Annotated in this window: 23 protein-coding genes; 15 read left to right on the plus strand and 8 right to left on the minus strand. The window is 45.4% G+C overall.

Features of this window, described 5'->3' with window-relative positions; genetic code table 11:
* Window positions 1-29 precede the first annotated feature (29 nt).
* A complete protein-coding gene (locus AB4138_RS03355) occupies window positions 30-821 on the plus strand; it encodes a DUF1338 domain-containing protein (RefSeq protein ID WP_372304982.1) in 792 nt (263 codons plus the stop codon).
* 177 nt (window positions 822-998) lie between these two features.
* Here the strand turns inward: AB4138_RS03355 and crp are convergent, their stop codons facing one another.
* From crp to AB4138_RS03385, 6 genes are all read right to left on the minus strand, one after another.
* A complete protein-coding gene (gene crp, locus AB4138_RS03360; RefSeq protein ID WP_004729651.1) occupies window positions 999-1,631 on the minus strand; it encodes a cAMP-activated global transcriptional regulator CRP in 633 nt (210 codons plus the stop codon).
* Window positions 1,632-1,870: 239 nt separating this feature from the next.
* Entirely contained in the window at window positions 1,871-2,740 is an 870-nt protein-coding gene (locus AB4138_RS03365; RefSeq protein WP_010435210.1) for a phosphoribulokinase, read from the minus strand.
* 77 nt (window positions 2,741-2,817) lie between these two features.
* Window positions 2,818-3,030, minus strand: coding sequence for a YheU family protein (locus AB4138_RS03370; RefSeq protein WP_010435208.1), 213 nt, complete (start codon window positions 3,028-3,030; stop codon window positions 2,818-2,820).
* A 95-nt stretch (window positions 3,031-3,125) separates the two neighbouring features.
* Entirely contained in the window at window positions 3,126-4,118 is a 993-nt protein-coding gene (locus AB4138_RS03375) for a hydrolase (protein WP_019825349.1), read from the minus strand.
* 207 nt (window positions 4,119-4,325) lie between these two features.
* Entirely contained in the window at window positions 4,326-4,796 is a 471-nt protein-coding gene (locus AB4138_RS03380) for a TIGR02444 family protein (RefSeq protein WP_017066206.1), read from the minus strand.
* On the minus strand, window positions 4,793-6,715 hold the full coding sequence (locus AB4138_RS03385; RefSeq protein ID WP_372304985.1) for an ABC transporter ATP-binding protein: 1,923 nt from the start codon (window positions 6,713-6,715) through the stop codon (window positions 4,793-4,795). The genes AB4138_RS03380 and AB4138_RS03385 overlap by 4 nt, the downstream gene beginning before the upstream one ends.
* Window positions 6,716-6,888: 173 nt before the next feature.
* On the opposite strand from AB4138_RS03385, the gene kefG reads away from it, so the two are divergent.
* From kefG to AB4138_RS03410, 5 genes are all read left to right on the plus strand, one after another.
* Window positions 6,889-7,473, plus strand: coding sequence for a glutathione-regulated potassium-efflux system ancillary protein KefG (gene kefG, locus AB4138_RS03390; protein WP_010435196.1), 585 nt, complete (start codon window positions 6,889-6,891; stop codon window positions 7,471-7,473).
* Entirely contained in the window at window positions 7,460-9,256 is a 1,797-nt protein-coding gene (kefB, locus tag AB4138_RS03395) for a glutathione-regulated potassium-efflux system protein KefB (RefSeq protein ID WP_372125048.1), read from the plus strand. The genes kefG and kefB overlap by 14 nt, the downstream gene beginning before the upstream one ends.
* A 156-nt stretch (window positions 9,257-9,412) precedes the next feature.
* Window positions 9,413-9,613: a YheV family putative zinc ribbon protein gene (locus tag AB4138_RS03400; protein WP_029235422.1), complete on the plus strand. Its 201-nt coding sequence runs from the start codon at window positions 9,413-9,415 to the stop codon at window positions 9,611-9,613.
* A 94-nt stretch (window positions 9,614-9,707) separates the two neighbouring features.
* A complete protein-coding gene (gene slyD, locus AB4138_RS03405; RefSeq protein WP_017061108.1) occupies window positions 9,708-10,298 on the plus strand; it encodes a peptidylprolyl isomerase in 591 nt (196 codons plus the stop codon).
* Window positions 10,299-10,515: 217 nt separating this feature from the next.
* Complete coding sequence (locus AB4138_RS03410) at window positions 10,516-11,481, plus strand: isoaspartyl peptidase/L-asparaginase family protein (RefSeq protein ID WP_017066209.1); 966 nt, start codon at window positions 10,516-10,518, stop codon at window positions 11,479-11,481.
* A 180-nt stretch (window positions 11,482-11,661) separates the two neighbouring features.
* Here the strand turns inward: AB4138_RS03410 and AB4138_RS03415 are convergent, their stop codons facing one another.
* Window positions 11,662-11,889 (minus strand): SlyX family protein, encoded by a 228-nt coding sequence (locus AB4138_RS03415; RefSeq protein WP_009848930.1) that lies wholly within the window; start codon window positions 11,887-11,889, stop codon window positions 11,662-11,664.
* A gap of 5 nt (window positions 11,890-11,894) precedes the next feature.
* Complete coding sequence (locus tag AB4138_RS03420) at window positions 11,895-12,872, minus strand: WD40 repeat domain-containing protein (protein WP_372125092.1); 978 nt, start codon at window positions 12,870-12,872, stop codon at window positions 11,895-11,897.
* Window positions 12,873-13,003: 131 nt separating this feature from the next.
* On the opposite strand from AB4138_RS03420, the gene fkpA reads away from it, so the two are divergent.
* The 9 genes from fkpA to AB4138_RS03465 all read left to right on the plus strand — a co-directional run.
* On the plus strand, window positions 13,004-13,780 hold the full coding sequence (fkpA, locus tag AB4138_RS03425; protein ID WP_102393029.1) for an FKBP-type peptidyl-prolyl cis-trans isomerase: 777 nt from the start codon (window positions 13,004-13,006) through the stop codon (window positions 13,778-13,780).
* Window positions 13,781-13,985: 205 nt separating this feature from the next.
* Window positions 13,986-14,711 carry a transcriptional regulator gene (locus AB4138_RS03430; protein ID WP_004729851.1) on the plus strand — a complete coding sequence of 242 codons (726 nt, stop codon included), beginning with the start codon at window positions 13,986-13,988 and terminating at the stop codon, window positions 14,709-14,711.
* A complete protein-coding gene (gene tusD / locus AB4138_RS03435) occupies window positions 14,705-15,094 on the plus strand; it encodes a sulfurtransferase complex subunit TusD (protein WP_017063709.1) in 390 nt (129 codons plus the stop codon). Before AB4138_RS03430 ends, tusD begins: the two co-directional genes overlap by 7 nt.
* Window positions 15,091-15,447 carry a sulfurtransferase complex subunit TusC gene (gene tusC / locus AB4138_RS03440; RefSeq protein WP_017061103.1) on the plus strand — a complete coding sequence of 119 codons (357 nt, stop codon included), beginning with the start codon at window positions 15,091-15,093 and terminating at the stop codon, window positions 15,445-15,447. Before tusD ends, tusC begins: the two co-directional genes overlap by 4 nt.
* A gap of 8 nt (window positions 15,448-15,455) precedes the next feature.
* The gene (gene tusB, locus AB4138_RS03445; RefSeq protein ID WP_016790847.1) at window positions 15,456-15,731 is read left to right on the plus strand and encodes a sulfurtransferase complex subunit TusB; all 276 of its coding nucleotides are present in this window, start codon (window positions 15,456-15,458) and stop codon (window positions 15,729-15,731) included.
* Between the two features lie 182 nt (window positions 15,732-15,913).
* Window positions 15,914-16,288 carry a 30S ribosomal protein S12 gene (gene rpsL / locus AB4138_RS03450; protein WP_004737194.1) on the plus strand — a complete coding sequence of 125 codons (375 nt, stop codon included), beginning with the start codon at window positions 15,914-15,916 and terminating at the stop codon, window positions 16,286-16,288.
* Between the two features lie 107 nt (window positions 16,289-16,395).
* A complete protein-coding gene (gene rpsG / locus AB4138_RS03455; protein WP_010435163.1) occupies window positions 16,396-16,866 on the plus strand; it encodes a 30S ribosomal protein S7 in 471 nt (156 codons plus the stop codon).
* 166 nt (window positions 16,867-17,032) lie between these two features.
* Window positions 17,033-19,129 carry an elongation factor G gene (fusA, locus tag AB4138_RS03460; protein ID WP_017061101.1) on the plus strand — a complete coding sequence of 699 codons (2,097 nt, stop codon included), beginning with the start codon at window positions 17,033-17,035 and terminating at the stop codon, window positions 19,127-19,129.
* A 147-nt stretch (window positions 19,130-19,276) separates the two neighbouring features.
* On the plus strand, window positions 19,277-19,509 hold a 233-nt coding region (locus AB4138_RS03465), incomplete at its 3' end, for a GTP-binding protein (protein ID WP_240698606.1).

Consider the following 19,509-nt stretch of genomic DNA (forward strand, 5'->3'; position numbering starts at 1 on the left):
CTTGCTAGAACCTCTGACAAGGAGTCACCATGACGCCCGATCTACTCTTTAAATCACTTTGGGACGATTACATTCACAGGCTTTGTCCATCGGCTGAGAAAGTACATCACTTGCTGAAAGAAGACGAAGTTCTGATTAATGATCACATTGCACTGCGTACTTTCAATGTTGCTCCGCTAGGTATTGAAACATTGGCTAAGCCTTTCCTTGAGCTAGGTTATAAAGCGTGTGGCGATTACTTGTTTGAGAGTAAGAAGCTAGTCGCGAAGCATTACGAGCACCCAGATCCAAATCAACCTAAAGTGTTCATTAGTGAGTTGAAGGTCGAAGAGTGTTCAAGTGACTTGCAACAGATCGTTGCTAAGTTGGTTGAGCAAGTGGACTCAAGTAAGCTTCAAGGTCATGAGTTCTTGTTTGGTGGTCGTCTTTGGGATTTGAGCTTCGCTGACTTCCAAGTACTAGCGAAAGAGAGCGAATACGCGTCTTGGCTCGCGGCTCATGGATATGGTGCAAACCACTTTACGGTGAGTGTGAACCAGCTAAATGAATTTGATGAAGTGCAGGCGGTGAATGACTACCTGAGCGAGTCAGGCTTCACGATCAATGCATCTGGTGGCCAGGTTAAAGGCTCTCCAGAGGTCTTATTAGAGCAATCATCAACAATGGCAGATAAAGTCCCAGTTTCATTTGTTGAGGGCAATGAGATGATTCCTGGAGGCTTCTATGAGTTCGCTAAGCGTTATGCGATGGCTAATGGTGAGCTTTATACCGGTTTTGTGGCAGCATCGGCTGACAAGATCTTCGAAAGCACTAACGGTTAAAGAAAGATACGAGTACGGACTTTACCCTAAAGATGCAGATAGGCTTCGCTTCGAGAGTGTTTGCGCTTCGAAGCTGTAGGTGTTTCATTCGTATTTTCTTTGTAGATCTTTAGAAAACAAAAAAGCCACCAAATTTGCATTTGGTGGCTTTCAAATTTTAGGCTCAGTTAATCGAGATTAACGAGTGCCATATACCACGATAGTTTTACCGTGTGCAGAAATTAGGTTCTGCTCTTCTAGCATCTTCAAGATACGACCAACTGTCTCACGAGAACAACCAACAATCTGGCCAATCTCTTGGCGAGTGATCTTGATTTGCATGCCGTCAGGGTGAGTCATTGCATCTGGTTGTTTTGCTAGGTTTAGTAGCGTTTGTGCGATACGACCAGTTACGTCAAGGAACGCTAAGTCACCAACTTTTTGGCTAGTTACTTGTAGACGGTTTGCCATTTGCGCTGATAGACGCATTAGGATGTCTGGGTTCACTTGGATAAGTTGACGGAATTTCTTGAAAGAAATTTCAGCTACTTCACAAGGAGATTTTGCACGAACCCAAGCTGTACGCTCTTGGTCTTCTTCGAATAAGCCTAGCTCACCGATGAAGTCGCCTTGGTTTAGGTAAGAAAGAATCATTTCCTTACCTTCTTCGTCTTTGATAAGAACTGCCACAGAACCTTTAACAATGTAGTACAAGGTTTCTGCCTTTTCACCAGCATGAATCAAAGTACTTTTTGATGGGTACTTATGAATATGACAGTGTGAAAGGAACCACTCTAATGTTGGATCGGTTTGAGGTTTACCTAGAACCATAATATCTCACTTCCTCTGCAGGGTATGCTTGCCGCTTTCCGTATTTTAGCTAAGCCTGGATTGACTTGTAGGATAAGAGCACTCGTTGAGCGCTGCAAGCTATCTTGTGTTTCGTTTAAGAATAGTATCCTTTTTCAGGTACTATTTCTTGATTTTAATCGTGACCAAGCTACGATTTTTTACGCAAAATTGTGCACATGATCACGGTATGAAAAGTAATCAACCAGAATGGTGCTCTGTTAACCAATTTTTCCGGTTTCGATGAGTTGTTGTAGGATCGGCCTTACAATGAGCTCCATAGCAAAACTCATCTTCCCTCCTGGTACCACAAGCGTGTTGTGGCGAGACATAAATGAGCCATCAATCATAGCTAAAAGGTAAGGGAAATCGACGTTTTTGATGCCGCGCAAACGTATAACAACGAAGCTTTCGTCTAAACTTGGGATCCCTTTAGCGTTGAGAGGGTTTGATGTGTCTACCGTTGGAACACGCTGAAAGTTGATGTGAGTACGCGAAAACTGAGGAGTAATGTAGTTAAGGTAATCATCCATCGAGCGAACAATCGAGTCCATTACTGCTTCACGAGAATGACCACGATCGCGTGTGTCGCGAACGAATTTCTGGATCCATTCTAAGTTGACGATAGGTACCATGCCGATCAGCAAGTCGACGTGTTGAGAAACATTGATATCGCCATCAACCACACCGCCGTGCAGGCCTTCGTAAAACATCACATCGGAGTTTTCAGGGATCTCTTGCCATGGCGTGAAGGTGCCCGGCATTTGATTGTAAGGCACGGCTTCATCGAAGGTGTGTAGGTAGCTTCTTACTTTACCTGTACCTTCGTTACCGTATTTACGGAAGAACTCTTCTAGCGCACCAAAGTCGTTGGCTTGAGGACCAAAGTAGCTGATGTGCTTACCTTGCTCGCGCGCTTTACGGATCTCGACATCCATCTCTGGGCGAGTGAAGCGATGGAAACTATCTCCTTCAACCCAAGCTGCCTTCACGTCCATCATATTGAACATTTTACGGAAGGCTTCTGAGGTGGTGGTGGTGCCGGCTCCAGATGAACCCGTCACCGCAATAATTGGATGTTTAGCGGACATGACAACCCTTGTCTTTTGAGTAACTTACTTGTTAGCAATCGTTTACCACTATAACACGGCTCCTTTATGAGCGCAGCTTAGAAGCGTTTTGTGACTTGAATATCAACGGTTTCATGGAGCTCAGAAAACACAATGCTGACTTCTCCTGAAGCTAATTGATGTTTCACTTGATCAATCTTGTTTTGCAGTGAAACCTCTACGTCGCCGTAGTCTGTGCCTTCACGCAGCACGAACTCTTTGATGAGGTTTTCCAGTGTCTCTGGCGCAATGTCTTGCCATGGGATGATCATAAATACTTCTCTCTTTTATGTTCATAAATAGGTTTATTGATGTAGAAATGCGTGTGCTTAGTATTGTTTTACTTCTATTTACTAAGGCTCGGTCATTATGCCGAATCTTGGATACTTTCATAGTAGGCAGGCAAGGCTTCTTCTAACCAAAACCTTGGCTTGAGTGTACTGCCAGTAATAAACCCAACATGGCCGCCTTTTTGAAACAGTCGATAATCGATGTTATCGGGCAGAACAAATTTTGGGATCACATCATCGGTCATGAAAGGGTCGTCTTTGGCATGAATGATCTGAGTCGGTAGTTTGATCTTATTGAGCTTAGGCAGAGCAGAACATTGCGCATAATAATCTTGGGCATTTTTGAAGCCGTGCAGAGGCGCAGTGATTCGTTCATCAAACTCATACAGTTTGGTGATGTTCTTGATGGCTTCAGCGGTGATGCCAAGTTTTTCCTGCAGCAGGTTAACCTTTTTTAGCGCATTCGATTTTAGAGAGTTGAGCAGGTACTTCTTATAGAGCTTGGAGAAACCACGCTCAATACGACTAGAGCAACACGCTAAGTCAAAAGGAGCAGATACGATGGTCGCCGCCGACAGCAATGGGTCGTCTGCGTACTCAGCCAAATAGTTCGCCAGCATGTTTCCACCTAAAGATATGCCAACCGCAACCTTAGGGTTATTCGGAAACTGGGCGTGCAGGTGTCTTAGAAAAAAGCGCGCATCTTCGACTTCACCTGAATGGTAAGCGCGAGCCAGGCGATTGGGTTTTCCGCTGCAGCCTCTGAAGTGCATCATCACGGACAACCAACCATCTTTAGCAAACGCATTCATTAATCCATTGGCATAAGGGCTCTCAAAGCTACCTTCTAAACCGTGGAATAGAACGAATATCGGTTTGCTACTGCGATCATTTTTATTTGAGGTGTCACCGTCTGGTGATTCGCTCCAAGCAAGATCAAGAAAGTCACCATCGGGTGTTTCTAAGGTTTGCCAGTGAGGATGAAACAGCGCCTGCTTCCTAATAAACCGTGGCACTAAGGTTTGTAAGTGCGGATTAGAGAGACCAGCAGCTGCGGTAAATATTGTCATAAAAACGATCCATGCTTCTTTATACGGGTTTTGATAACGTGTTGAGTTTGTAACGAAACGCCCACGTTTTTATTTGAGCTTGGTTGATTCTCGGCATAAGCGCAAGGCTTCACTTATACGAGATACAAAAACAGGCTATGGGTAACCGTTTGAATAATATCAAGGTTAAGCTTGGATCTTGATTGAATAAAAGGGAAAGAGAATGAGCTAGGGCTGTGGTGCTGGTTCAGAAAAAGCGTCGCAGAGGTTTTCAGCCCCTAATAAACGACAGTACTGAAAAGTGAGCGGTGATTGCTGGTTAGCGTACAGTTGTAGGGAGTTTATACAGTCGACCAGATCGGACTGTTGTTGCTTTTCAAGCTGTAACTCAAACTTTAGCGCTTCACGGTATAGAGAGTCGACAACGTGTGCTTTGAGATGTTTACGTAGCTCTCGATAGCTATGAAGCAGGGTTTCAGAGCGGCTTAAACACTGTTGAACTTTATGCCACTCTTCTTCAGCAAAAGACAATTGCTGCTCATCAAGCCATTTGAGAAGCAGCAGTAGATTGACGTTGCCGTGGAACTGGTTTTGCAAAGCTAAGCACGCATCCTTTACACCGCGCACACTGTAATACTGAAGGCTAAATTGCCATAGTCGTTCCAGTGTTAGTGATATTGGGGCGTGCTCTGGGCTCATAAGCTATCCATATCCTGTTCCATCTGCTCAAGCTCTTCTTGAGTGGACATCCAATCCATTTCAACTTCTTCTAGCTGTGACTTACTGCTCGCTTGGAGAGCGAGTACTTTATTCAGTTTAGCCTTATTTTCAGCTTCATACAGTGATGTGTCGGATAATTCTTGCTCAGCTTCTTCAAGAGCCTGCGTTAATTTATCCATCTGCTTTTCAAATTGAGTGAGCTTTTTACGAAGTGGTGCCGTCAGTTTACGGAACTCGGCTTCTTTACGTTTCTGCTCTTTTTTCGCTGCTGCACTGTTGGCGCCGTCTTTGGCTGGTGCCAATGCTTGTGCTTCTTTGCGTTCAACTTTCTGCTGTTCGGTTAGCCACTTGTAGTAATCGCTTAGGTCACCATCAAACGGTGCCACTTGGCGGTCGTGTACCAAATACAAATCATCGGTAGTCGCACGGAGTAGGTAACGGTCATGCGATACGATAACCATTGCGCCTTCAAACGTCTGCAATGCAAACGTCAGCGCCTGACGCATGTCGAGATCCAAGTGGTTGGTTGGTTCATCGAGCAGCAACAGATTCGGTTTTTGCCATACTAGTAGCGCCAGAACTAAACGCGCTTTTTCACCGCCTGAGAAGGGGGCTACTTTATCGAGCGCTTTTTCACCTTGGAAACCGAAGCTACCTAGGTAATCACGCAGTTGTTGCTCTGTGTGTTTAGGGGCAATCTGCATCATGTGTTGCAGCGGTGTTTCTTCTGGGTGCAGCGTCTCTAACTGGTGCTGTGCAAAGTAACCCATCTTAACGCCTTGTGAATAGCTCAGTTCACCACCTTGCTGTTTCAGTTCGCCAGAAAGGAGTTTAATCAGCGTTGACTTACCAGCGCCATTTCGGCCAAGTAGACCAATACGACTGCCCGGTACTAGGTTCAAGCGAATCTTCTCTAGAATCAGGTTGTCATCGTAGCCCGCAGAGACTTCATCCATCATCATGATTGGATTTGGTAGCGCGTCTGGTTCTCTAAACTCAAAGCTGAATGGGTTATCAAATTGAGCGGGCAGCACTTGTTCCATTTTCTCTAATGCTTTGATACGGCTTTGCGCTTGGCGAGCTTTTGAGGCTTTGTAGCGGAAACGGTCAATGTAGCTCTGCATGTGAGACATCTGTTTCTGCTGCTTTTGGTACATCGCTTGTTGCAGAATCAGTTTTTGCGCTCGTTGGGTTTCGAACGATGAGTAGTTACCCGTGTACTCATTGAGCTGTTGGTTTTCAACGTGCACGATGCGGTTGACGATAGGGTCTAAGAAGTCTCTATCGTGCGAGATAAGCACTAGCGTGCCAGGGTAGCTTTGTAACCAACGCTCGAGCCACATTACTGCGTCTAAATCCAAGTGGTTGGTTGGCTCATCGAGTAGCAGTAGGTCACTGCGGCACAATAGGGCTTGCGCTAAGTTCAAACGCATACGCCAACCACCCGAGAACTGGGTTAGGTTCCATGTCATTTGTTCTTGGCGAAATCCTAAGCCATCCAATAGCTCAGCAGCACGTGCTTTGATGCTGTAACCACCAATGGTTTCAATTTTGCCGTGGATCTCTGCTACTAATGTGCCGTTGTCGGCTTGTTCAGCTTTCTCTAGTTGATCTTCAAGGCCACGATATTCACGGTCGCCATCAATCGCGTATTCAATCGCTGTTCTTTCTAGTGCTGGCGTTTCTTGAGCAACCCAAGCCATTTCCCAATGGGCTGGTTTACTGAATGAGCCAGCATCAATAGACAGCTCGTCTTTAATTAAGGCGAACAGCGTAGATTTACCACAGCCGTTTTTACCAACCAAACCGATCTTGTCGCCAGGATGAAAAGTCGCAGATGCTTGGTCGAGGAGTGGCTTACCGCCGCGTAGCAATTGAATATCAGAGAAAGTAATCATATAGAGGTAGCATAGAAATTAGAGGTGAACAGACGCCTGCATAGTAGGCTGAATCCAGATAAAAGTCGATCACAATGCAATTTGCGTTATGATGCCAATAACATATTAATAACTTTTATTTAAATTCTAGTGGCCTTGCCACCGTTTAGCCCTTAAAGGAATGTTTCAAAGGAATGAGTATTACTCCCTCGATAGACAAACCCGTGCCAAAGGTATTAGTGATCTATGCGCACCCAGAGCCGCAAACCTCTATCGCTAACCAGATCATGGTTAAAAAGATAGAGTCGCTTGGGAATGTTAAAATCCACGATCTTTATGCCCTCTATCCTGACTTCTTTATTGATGTGCCTTATGAGCATGAACTGCTTCTGCAGTACGATGTGATTGTGTTCCAGCATCCTCTGTTTATGTATTCTTGTCCTTCGTTATTGAAGGAGTGGTTTGATCGAGTATTAGGCAAGGGCTTTGCGTTTGGTGAGCAAAGTGCACTTAAGGGTAAGCATTGGCGCAGTGTTATCACCACGGGTGGTAAAGAAGAGGCGTTTGGTGCTGCAGGCTATAATAAGTATCCCTTACAAGAGATCTTGCAACCGTTTGAGCTAACTGCCGCTTTGTGCCAGATGCACTGGATGTCACCTTTAGTTTTACATTGGGCTAGAAATGTCTCGGATATGACGCGTTACCAACACGCTGAAGAATATCGAAATTGGTTGCGAGATCCGCTACAAGATATAGGAGCGAATGATGGCTCTGACTAATGATTTCCTACAAAGTAGCGCTATATTTTTAGCGGCGGCTGTGGTTGCGGTTCCTATCGCGCAGCGAGCAGGCTTAGGTTCAGTATTAGGTTACTTATTAGCGGGTGTCGCTATTGGTCCATGGGGGCTTGGCCTAATCAGTGACGTAGAGGCCATTCTACATTTCTCAGAGTTCGGGGTGGTGCTGCTGCTCTTCCTTATTGGTTTAGAGCTTAACCCCAAAAAACTGTGGCAGATGCGGGCGCCTATTCTCGGCTTAGGGGGGGCGCAAGTGTTGATCACCACCTTGATTATTACCGCCATCGCCTGTCTATTTGGATTAACCTGGCAAACCAGTCTCGTGATAGGTATGGGTTTGGCGCTGTCTTCGACTGCGATTGCCTTGCGTGTTATTGAAGAGCGAGAGCTCGGCGGCAAAGAAGCCGGGCAGTCGGGCTTTGCAGTACTGCTTTTCCAAGATATCGCTGTTATTCCAATGCTAGCAATGTTGCCTCTACTTGCGGGTAATACCGGCGGTAGCTGGGCTGACATGCTGTGGATGCTGGGTGGCGTGATTGGCCTACTGGTCGGTGGCCACTTCTTGTTGAGACCACTTTTCCGATACGTAGTGATGAGTGGTGTGCGTGAGTTATTCACCGTTGCAGCGCTGTTACTTGTGATTGGTATTGCCGTGATCATGCAACAGATTGGCTTATCGATGGCATTAGGTACCTTCCTTGCGGGCGTGCTTCTGGCTGAAAGTGAATACCGACACGAGCTTGAAATTGCGATTGACCCATTCAAAGGGTTACTGCTCGGCCTGTTCTTTATCTCGGTTGGCATGGCGGTAAATCTAGGTTTATTGGCAGAAAGCCCATTCGCAATACTAATAGCTGTAATGGCCCTCGTGGTGTTGAAAGGTTTAGTGCTGTACGCGCTAGCTCGTATCTTTGGAACACAGGCAAAAGCGCGTAGCCGAATGGCGATGATTCTTAGCCAAGGTGGTGAGTTTGCTTTCGTTATTTTTACCGCGGCGAGTGCGCAGGGCATCTTAAGTGGCGAACAGGTGTCGTTCTTACTGGTAGTAGTGAGCTTGTCTATGGTGACCACGCCACTAATGCTTAAGCTGCAAGATAAGTTCTTTGCTCGTCAACTGAACCAAATCAGCGAAAGTGCGATGTCTTCGGATGTGGTTGATCGCAGCCCTCGAGTGATCATTGCTGGCTTTGGTCGCTTCGGTCAGATCATCGGTCGCTTGATGTACGCTAATAAGATTCGTATTACCGTTCTTGAGAGTGATGCCAGCCAAATCCATATCCTTAGAAAGTTTGGCTACAAAGTCTTTTACGGAGACTCGACTCACCTAGAGCTATTACGCGCAGCCGGTGCTGATAAAGCAGAGGCGATTGTGTTGTGTACTGACTCCCCTGATGAAATCATGAAAACCGTCGATTTATGTAAGCAGCACTTCCCACGCTTAAAGATCTTGGCGCGTGCACGAAGCCGTGTTGAAGCGTATCAACTACTTAACCACGGTGTGAGTAACTATTCGCGTGAAACCTTCCTTGGAGCATTGGATTTAGGTCGTCAAACATTGACTGAACTTGGCATGCATCCATATAAAGCGAAGCGAGCAGAAGCACACTTTAGAAAGTTGGATAATGGTATGCTGAAAGAGTTGCTGCCTCAGCATAACGAAGATGCCGAGTTAGCCCAAAGAGCGAAAGAGGCTCGTAAAGAACTTGAAGAGATCTTTGGACACGAGATGGAAAACGATCACCAATCTCGAAACTATTGGCAGTAGCTTGAAGTGATAACTCATGCTTGAGCTTAGAAATAGAGCTTGGGCATAGAAATAACAGACTATAGAACTAACCTAATAATAAACGCGGTCTCTGCTTAACTTATCAATAAAGTGAGTGGGAAGAACCGCGAATCCAGAGTAGTAAAGGATATGAACGTGAAACAGAAAAAACGCTTTATCGCAGGGGCAAGCTGCCCAAGTTGCAACACTCAAGACACACTCCGTTGGTGGATTGAAAATAATATCGAGCTGGTGGAATGTGTCGATTGTGACTTCACAGAACAGCGTAAACCGAAAACTGTAGAGAAATCTGAACACGCGAATCAAGAAATGATCGGTATTTTTAAGCCAGAATGATTGAGTTTCGTTAATTGATCCCCATAATATCCCGGTACAGAATTTTTCCTAAGCTCAACTGTTCGAGCTTAGTCCAAACCTCCTTGGAGCTCTCATGAAAATTGAAAAGAACGTAGTAGTTAGTGTTGCATATCAAGTGAAACTTGAAGATGGCGTAGTAGTTGACCAATCAACTGCAGAAGCTCCACTAGATTACCTTCACGGTCACAACAACCTAATTACAGGTCTTGAAAAAGAGCTTGAAGGCAAAGTAGCTGGCGACAAGTTCTCTGCAACTGTTACTCCAGAAGACGCATACGGCGAACACAACGACGCACTAGTTCAACGTGTTCCTGCTGACGTATTCCAAGGTGTTGAGCAAATCGAAGTTGGCATGCGTTTCCTAGCGGATACTGACCAAGGTCCAATCCCAGTTGAAGTTACTGAAGTAGATGGCGACGAAGTTGTTGTTGATGGTAACCACATGCTAGCTGGCCAAACTCTAACGTTTGACGTTGAAGTTGTAGCGGTTCGTGAAGCGACTGAAGAAGAAGTTCAACACGGTCACGTACACCAAGAAGGCGGCTGTGGCGGTCACGACCACGATCATGACCACGAAGGCGGTTGCTGTGGTGGCGAAGGCCATGACCACGGTGAAGAGAAAAAAGACGGCTGCTGCGGCGGCGGTAGCTGTGGTTCTCACTAATACCGAATTAACGGTTTAGTTTAAGAATCTTGAAAGCCTCCCTTGTGGAGGCTTTTTGCGTTTAGGAGTCTCGCTTTTTGACCTCGCTTTTCTCTACCAAACTAAGTGTCCGCAAATCTAAGCATTCGTAAAAGTTTGGTTTTCGTTATCAGACATCGAACCATGGATGTGGTATTGATAGCACAACATTATAAGACGACGTCAGTGGAGAGTTTGTATGTCACAGCCTTTTTCAATTGCCATTCATGGTGGTGCAGGAACCATCTTGCGCGAGCAAATGAGCTATGAATTAAAAGCGGGTATTACCGAGGCTTTGGAAAAATCGGTTTTGGCTGGTTATCAAATATTGCAATCGGGTGGTGATGCTCTGGATGCGGTAGTGGCATCGGTTAAGGTGATGGAAGACAGCCCGCACTTTAATGCCGGTAGGGGCTCTGTTTTAACGCATGATGAATTTGTTGAGATGGACGCTTCTGTGATGCATGGCCGCGAAATGGATGCAGGTGCTATTGCAGGCGTTCGCCATATCAAAAACCCAATTGAGCTTGCACGTGATGTGATGCGGAAAAGCGACCATGTGTTGCTGATTGGTGAAGGTGCCGAGAAGTTTGCGTTTGAGCATGACTACACCTTTACCGAGCAAGACTACTTCTTTACTGAGCGCCGCTATGACCAACTTCAGTCGATGAAAGAGAAAGGCATCTTTGCTCTGTCTGAAGCGAAATATGATCAGCAGCAAGCTGAGAAATACCCTGACGATAAAAAGTACGGCACGGTTGGTGCGGTCGCATTAGACCAAGCGGGTAACTTAGCGGCAGCAACCAGTACCGGTGGCGTGACCAATAAGAAATACGGTCGTGTGGGTGACTCTCCGATCATTGGTGCAGGAACCATCGCTGAAAATGGCAATGTTGCCGTCTCAACAACCGGGATGGGTGAGTTCTTCCTACGTAAAATGGTCGCCAGTGATGTCGCAGCACGAATGCGTTATCTGAAAGAAGATGTGCACACCGCTTGTGAAACGATCATTCAAGGTGAATTGAAAACCATGGGTGGAGAAGGTGGCTTGATCGCTATCGATGGTCAAGGCGATATACATTTTGGTATGAACAGCTCAGGAATGTATCGTGCAAGCGTTGATACTCAAGGTCGTGTTGAAGTGAAGATTTATGCCGACGACTAAGTTGGTATCGGCTTAATTGGCTTTAGCTTATTCACTGAGATGAAATAAACAAAAGGGCGACAGATAAGTATCTGTCGCCCTTTTAGTTTTCTATGTCCCGTCCTGAAATGTGTTTACACATTGAGGACGAGAAACTAACGATATGCGTCGTTAGATTTAATTGGTTATTTTGAACCGCACTTAATAGTGTGGAGGTGGCGTCTCTTCTGATGCGTCAGCTAGATTAGAGCCATCCATATTTTTTACTTTGCCAACCACGAACTTCATCTGATCTTGCATTCTCGTGATTAACATTTGTTGTTGGCTAAGCGCTTCATTGAGTTCTTCAATGGTCTGTTCTTGGAAAGCTAGCTGACACTCTAGGTCATTTACGCGGCTTTCTAGTTGTTCAACTCGCTTTTCTGTCATCGTTCTTAATCCACATTCCAAGCTTGGGCAATGCCCGCAGAGGTGCCCGATATCACACGGTTCTTATCATCAAAGGCTGCATCATACACTACCGCACGAGGAGGGCGAGCATCTTTTAGTGGCTCAGCATCGTGGCGAGAAATTCGTTTGCCATCCTGAGTATTCCACACACTCACTTGGCTGGATGGCGTGCCCGTCACCAACATGCTGCCGTCATCAGAAAAACGAGCACTCGAAAAAATCAACTGTCGAGACCAGCTTTGCAATTGCGCTTGAGGTTCGCCCGTTTCAAGATCCCAAATCATCGCTTGATTGCCGCCATCAGAGGTAAAAGCCAGTTCACCATCGCGTTGTAGCGCGACTCGTACTACTCTTTGTTCATGCTCAAAGGTGCGCAACACCAAGCCCGACTCGGTATCCCAAAGGTAAGCTTTGTAGTCGTTGCCGCCTGATAATGCGTAGCGGCCATTAGAAGAGAGGGAGACTGAATTCACTTTTTCTCGGTGAGCAAGGAACTCCAGACGGCGTCCGGTGACTAAGTCCACATAGATGGCTTTTCCATTAGAAAGGCCAAGCAGTACTTTTTCACCATTGCTAGAGATATCGACATCGCGAATCAAGCCGTCGGAGATAGACCAGAGCCCTTGTGCTTGAGTCCAAGATAAGTCCCAAACGGCGAAGTTCATCTGGCTAGCGGTAATGGCAAAACGGCCATTGTCCGAGATACGGATACGCGATACTTGGTTTTCTAACTGGTCTTGTAGACCAAGCTGAGCCAACTCTTGGTCTTCGGCGAGGTCCCAAAGGAGCAGTTGCTTTTGCTGAGAGTAGAGCAGGGCGAAGCGTCCATCTCTGCTGAGTGCAAAGCTGGTGGCACCATTGGGCTCAATTTCCCAACGCTGCTCATCATCTTGGAAGAAAAAGCAACCATTTAACAAGGTGATGACAATTGTACATAGCAATGAGTGGAAAAATATTCGCATCACATCTAATAATCCGGTTTGTGTCGAAAGACATATGACTAGTATATTGTTATAACTAACGTATTCACACCAATCTAATCATTAGATTTGTGCACAATAACCAATGGCTTGGCCATTAATTGGAGAATTCAATGAAATCAGTTTTAAAAGTATCACTGCTTGCCGCAACGGTTATGCTAGCAGTTGGTTGTCAGAAAGAAGAACCAAAGGCAGAAGCTCCACAGGTAGAAGAAGTTAAAGTTGAAGCAGTAAACTTTAAAACAGAAGATGACAAAGCGGCTTACGCAATCGGTGTATCTTTCGCTAACTACCTAAGCACAAGCATTGATAAGCCAAGCGAGCTAGGTATCAACCTAGACAAAGATATGGTTCTTCAAGGTATCGAAGACGTATTCGCAGAGAAAACAGCACTTAACGAAGAAGAAACTCGCGCAGCTCTTGAAGCTCTAGACAAGCGTGTTGCTGAAACGATGCAAGCACAAGCGGCAGAGAAATCAGCTGAAACTAAGAAAGCCGGTGATGACTTCCGCGCTGAGTTCGCTAAAACTGAAGGCGTTAAGCAAACTGAATCTGGCCTACTTTACCAAGTAATGACAGCTGGCGAAGGCGCTTCTCCAAAAGACACTGATACTGTTCAAGTTCACTACAAAGGTACGCTAACAGACGGTACTCAGTTCGACAGCTCTTACGACCGTGGTGAACCAGCAACATTCCCACTTAACCGCGTAATCCCAGGCTGGACTGAAGGCGTACAACTGATGCAAGTTGGTTCTAAGTACAAGTTCGTTATCCCGCCAGAGCTAGCATACGGTGAGCAAGACACACCGACTATCCCAGCTAACTCAACGCTAGTATTCGAAGTAGAACTACTAAACATCGATAACGCTGAAGCAGCTCCTGCACAGTAATATCGGTTAAAAGCCTCGTACTAAAATACGTTGATTGAATAAAAAGCCTAACTTTGAGTTAGGCTTTTTTTATGATTTGAAGATGAGTATTTGATTTTTAAACTTGTTCTAAATCACTAGTTGCAATGTTAGCTAGGTGTGCAATTAAAATTTTCTGATAAACTTACATAAATTTGTTGATTTTTCACACGAAGGTAAGGAATAAGTGACTACTACAGAAACAGTCAATGCAGATGTGTTACTTGAAATGGAATCAGTCCACGTTATGCCATTCAGTGAACACGATAAAATCATTCTAAGATCTTATGAGGCCGTTGTTGACGGTATTGCGAGCCTTATTGGTCCGTTTTGTGAAATCGTTTTGCACTCTTTAGAAGACCTCAATACTTCTGCGATTAAAATTGCCAACGGCGAAAATACAGGTCGTCAGGTTGGCTCGCCGATTACCGATCTTGCATTGAAGATGCTAAAAGATATTGAAGGTTCTAAGCGTAACTTCTCACGTTCATACTTCACTCGCGCTAAAGGCGGAGTGTTGATGAAGTCGATCACGGTTGCTATCCGCAACGGTGAAGACCGAGTGATTGGCCTACTGTGTATTAACGTGAATCTAGACGCGCCATTCTCACAAGTGCTGCAATCGTTCATGCCTACACAAGACGCAGACGAAGCCGCATCATCGGTTAACTTCGCTAGTGACGTTGAAGAACTTGTCGACCAAACGGTTGAACGCACCATTGAAGAAATTAACGCTGACAAATCGGTATCGAACAATACTAAGAACCGTCAGATCGTGATGGAGCTGTACGACAAAGGTATTTTCGATATTAAAGACGCGATCAACCGCGTTGCTGAGCGACTGAACATCTCTAAGCACACCGTGTACCTATACATCCGCCAACGTAAAACAGAGGATGAAGAGGGTTGCTAAGCTATACACTCCTAGTGAATGGGCCAGTCTATGGCTCACAGTCAGCAAGAAGTGCCTACCAGTTTGCCGTGGCTCTGATTAAACAGGGCCACAAACTTCACAGTGTGTTCTTCTATCAAGATGGCGTGAGTAACGGCTCAGACCTTACCGTACCGGCTAACGATGAATTTGATTTAGCTTCTGCTTGGCAAAAGCTGGCTGATGAACACGATGTTAGCCTTGAAACCTGTGTGGCAGCTGCGCTAAGACGCGGAGTGATTAGCTCTGAAGAAGCAGAGCAACATCAACTAAGTGCCTCTAACCTAGCCACTGGATTTACTCAAGCCGGATTAGGGAGCTTATCGGAAGCGCTACTAACGCAAGATAGGGTTGTGCAGTTTTGAGAAAGTTAGCCTTTATATTTAACAGTTTCCCTCATACGACCGCTGCGGGTAGAGAAGGGTTAGACGCATTACTTGCTGCATCTGCTTACAGTGAAAATATCGCCGTGTTCTTTGTTGGCGATGGCGTGACACAGCTTCTCAAGGCGCAGCAGCCCGACGAAATACTATCGCGTGACTACATCTCCGCATTCAAACTTATGGACCTGTACGACATCGAACAGGTGTATGTGTGTCAGCGTAGTCTGAGTCAGTTTGGTCTTTCAGCAGACAACCTGCTAATCGATGTGACCACCGTTGAAGCCGACGAGTTAACGCAGAAGTTAGCTCAGTGCCAACAGATCCTGACTTTCTAGGGGACGCTATGCTTCATATCGTAAAATCAGTCGACAAGCTTAAACTTGCATTGACCTATTCTCAGCCACAGGACCAGTTCCTTTTGGTGGAAGATGCAGTGTATGTTTGCCTTCCTAATCATGAGTTATTCACTCAAATCTGCGCAGTAGAGCAGGTGTCGGTGTTAAAACCAGATCTCGATAGCCGAGGTTTACAACTACTTGTCTCAAGTACCATTGATCAAGTTGACTTCGATGGCTTCGTTAAACTGACGGTTTTGAACGACAAATCAGTCACTTGGTAGCTGTGTTTTATCAGTTTGGTTAAAAGTAGACCATCCTGAGCTCTAGACGGCTAAAAAAGATCTGTATATTTCTTGACACACCTCCCACTGCTGAATAGAATTTTGCGTCCCTAATTACGACTTGTGATTAGGGATAGATTTTTCACAAAGCTTACTTTCAAGTAAATTTCAGGAGCTAGTTAATGGCAACTATTAACCAGTTGGTTCGCAAACCTCGTGTAAAGCAAGTTGTTAAAAGCAACGTGCCTGCACTAGAAGCGTGCCCACAAAAACGTGGTGTATGTACTCGTGTTTACACTACTACACCTAAAAAACCTAACTCGGCACTACGTAAAGTATGTCGTGTACGTCTAACTAACGGTTTCGAAGTAACTTCGTACATCGGCGGTGAAGGCCACAACCTACAAGAGCACAGTGTTGTACTAATCCGTGGCGGTCGTGTAAAAGACCTTCCGGGTGTTCGTTACCACACTGTTCGCGGCGCACTTGACTGTGCTGGCGTTAACGACCGTAAACAAGGTCGTTCTAAGTACGGTGTGAAACGTCCTAAGTCTTAATTGATTCTCTTTTTTAAAAAGAAATCGTTAAGTAAGGCCAAACACTATTTTATTTATTATTCTGAAAAGTTTTGGAAAAAACCTGAAGAAGACAACGGAGAATATCCATGCCACGTCGTCGCGTAATAGGTCAGCGTAAGATCCTTCCAGATCCTAAGTTCAAATCTGAATTGCTGGCAAAATTCGTTAACATCCTTATGGTTGACGGAAAGAAATCTACTGCAGAAAAAATCGTTTACACTGCACTAGATTCAATGGCTGAGAAGTCTGGTAAAGACCACTTAGCTGTATTTGAAGAAGCTCTTGAAAATGTTCGCCCAGCGGTAGAAGTTAAATCTCGCCGTGTAGGTGGTTCAACTTACCAAGTACCTGTAGAAGTTCGTCCGGTTCGCCGTAACGCTCTTGCTATGCGTTGGGTAGTTGAAGCTGCGCGTAAGCGTGGTGAAAAATCTATGGCTCAACGCCTAGCTGCTGAAATGCTAGACGCGTCTGAGAACAAAGGTACTGCGGTTAAGAAACGTGAAGACGTTCACCGCATGGCTGACGCAAACAAAGCGTTCGCACATTACCGTTGGTAATACCTTTTTAGTGCTGCAAGGTTCCTTGCAGCACTTCTTTAGTTCCTATGCTTATGCTAGGAACTATTGCTATTTCTAGGGCAAGCAATTTTTAGCGAAGCATCGCTTTTAACGCCTAATCTAGACATAGCAATAGTCCCTAAGTCTCTAATAAGAGGATTCAACCGTGGCTCGTAAAACTCCTATAGAGCAATACCGTAATATCGGTATCGTTGCTCACGTAGATGCAGGTAAAACAACCACAAGTGAACGTATTCTGTTCTATACCGGTCTTTCTCACAAAATCGGCGAAGTTCACGATGGTGCAGCAACCATGGACTGGATGGAGCAAGAGCAAGAGCGCGGTATTACGATCACTTCAGCAGCAACCACTACGTTTTGGCGTGGTATGGAAGCTCAGTTCTCGGACCACCGTATTAACATCATCGACACTCCTGGACACGTTGACTTCACAATCGAAGTAGAACGTTCTCTGCGTGTGCTTGATGGTGCAGTTGTTGTGTTCTGTGGCTCATCTGGTGTTGAACCTCAGTCAGAGACAGTATGGCGTCAAGCTGATAAGTACCAAGTTCCACGTATGGTTTTCGTTAATAAAATGGACCGTACCGGCGCTGACTTCTTGCGCGTAGTTGAACAGATCAAGGACCGCTTAGGCGCAACTCCTGTTCCAATTCAACTGAACATTGGTGCTGAAGAAAACTTCCAAGGCGTTGTCGATCTTATCAAGATGAAGGCAATTAACTGGAATGAAGCTGACCAAGGCATGACTTTCACGTACGAAGATATTCCTGCAGACATGCAAGAAATGGCTGAAGAATATCGTACAGAACTTGTTGAAGCTGCTGCAGAAGCAAATGAAGAGCTGATGGATAAGTACCTTGAAGAAGGTGAACTAACAGAAGCTGAAATCAAACAAGGTCTTCGTACTCGTACCCTTAATAATGAAATCGTACTTGCTACTTGTGGTAGTGCATTCAAAAACAAAGGTGTACAAGCTGTTCTAGATGCAGTTGTTGATTTCCTTCCTTCTCCAGTCGATGTACCTGCAATTAAAGGTATCGATGAAGATGAGAACGAAGCAGAGCGTCACGCAGACGACAAAGAACCGTTCTCAGCGCTAGCATTTAAGATTGCAACAGACCCATTCGTTGGTACTTTAACTTTCATCCGTGTTTACTCTGGTGTTGTTGAAAGCGGTAAAACAGCTTATAACTCTGTGAAGAAACAACGTGAACGCTTAGGTCGCATTGTTCAAATGCACTCAAACAAGCGAGAAGAAGTAAAAGAAGTACGAGCAGGTGACATCGCAGCCATCATTGGCCTGAAAGATGTGACTACTGGTGAAACCCTTTGTGACCAGAACCATAAGATTGTTCTTGAGCGCATGGAGTTCCCAGACCCAGTTATTCAGATCGTTGTAGAGCCAAGCTCTCAAGCTGATCAAGATAAAATGACTATCGCTCTAGGTAAACTAGCAGCGGAAGACCCATCGTTCCGCGTTGATATGGATGCGGAAACTGGCCAGACTCTGATTTCTGGTATGGGTGAACTACACTTAGATATCATCGTTGACCGTATGAAGCGCGAATTTAGCGTGAACTGCAACGTTGGTAACCCGCAAGTGGCTTACCGTGAGACTATTCGTGGTACAGCGAAAGCGGAAGGTAAATTTATCCGTGAACATGGTGGTAAAGGTCAGTACGGTCACGTATGGCTGAAACTAGAACCATCAGAAGCTGGCGAAGGCTTTGTCTTTGTGGATGAAATTGCCAATGGTATCGTACCGAAAGAGTTTATCGCTTCAGTTGCTAAAGGCGTTGAAGAGCAGATGAACAATGGTGTGCTTGCTGGCTATCCAGTTTTGGATATCAAAGCTACACTATATGATGGTTCTTACCATGAAACAGATTCAAGTGAGATGGCGTTTACAATCGCTGCCTCTATGGCTTTCAGAACGGGTGCACTTGAAGCGCAACCGGTTCTGCTTGAGCCTATGATGAAAGTTGAAGTAACTACTCCAGAAGACTGGATGGGTGACGTTGTTGGCGATATTAACCGTCGTCGCGGCATCATCGAAGGTATGGACGAGGGGACAGCTGGCCTGAAGATAATTCGTGCACAAGTTCCGTTGTCTGTCATGTTCGGTTACGCAACTGATTTACGTTCTGCGACACAAGGTCGTGCTTCTTACTCTATGGAGTTTAGTGAGTACGCTGAAGTGCCTAACAATGTTGCAAAAGCAATCATTGCAGAGCGTGGTTAAACAAAAGGAAGGCATTTTTTTTCATTTTTTGAAAGAACAATGCGTCCAAATATTGCGCTAACGAGAGTTGGCGCATAAAATAGCAATTTCTGGCGCGTCTCGCTCAATAATGAACGTGGCGAATCATAACTAGGAAGGAACACGATTGTGTCTAAAGAAAAATTTGAACGTACGAAACCGCACGTAAACGTTGGTACTATCGGCCACGTTGACCACGGTAAAACAACTCTAACTGCTGCTATCTGTACTACTCTTGCAAAAGTATACGGCGGTGTTGCTAAAGATTTCGCATCTATCGATAACGCTCCAGAAGAGCGTGAGCGCGGTATCACAATCGCAACTTCTCACGTTGAGTACGACACTCCAGCACGTCACTACGC

Source organism: Vibrio sp. 10N.286.52.C3, from assembly GCF_041468865.1.
GTDB classification, from domain to species: Bacteria; Pseudomonadota; Gammaproteobacteria; order Enterobacterales; family Vibrionaceae; genus Vibrio; species Vibrio crassostreae_C.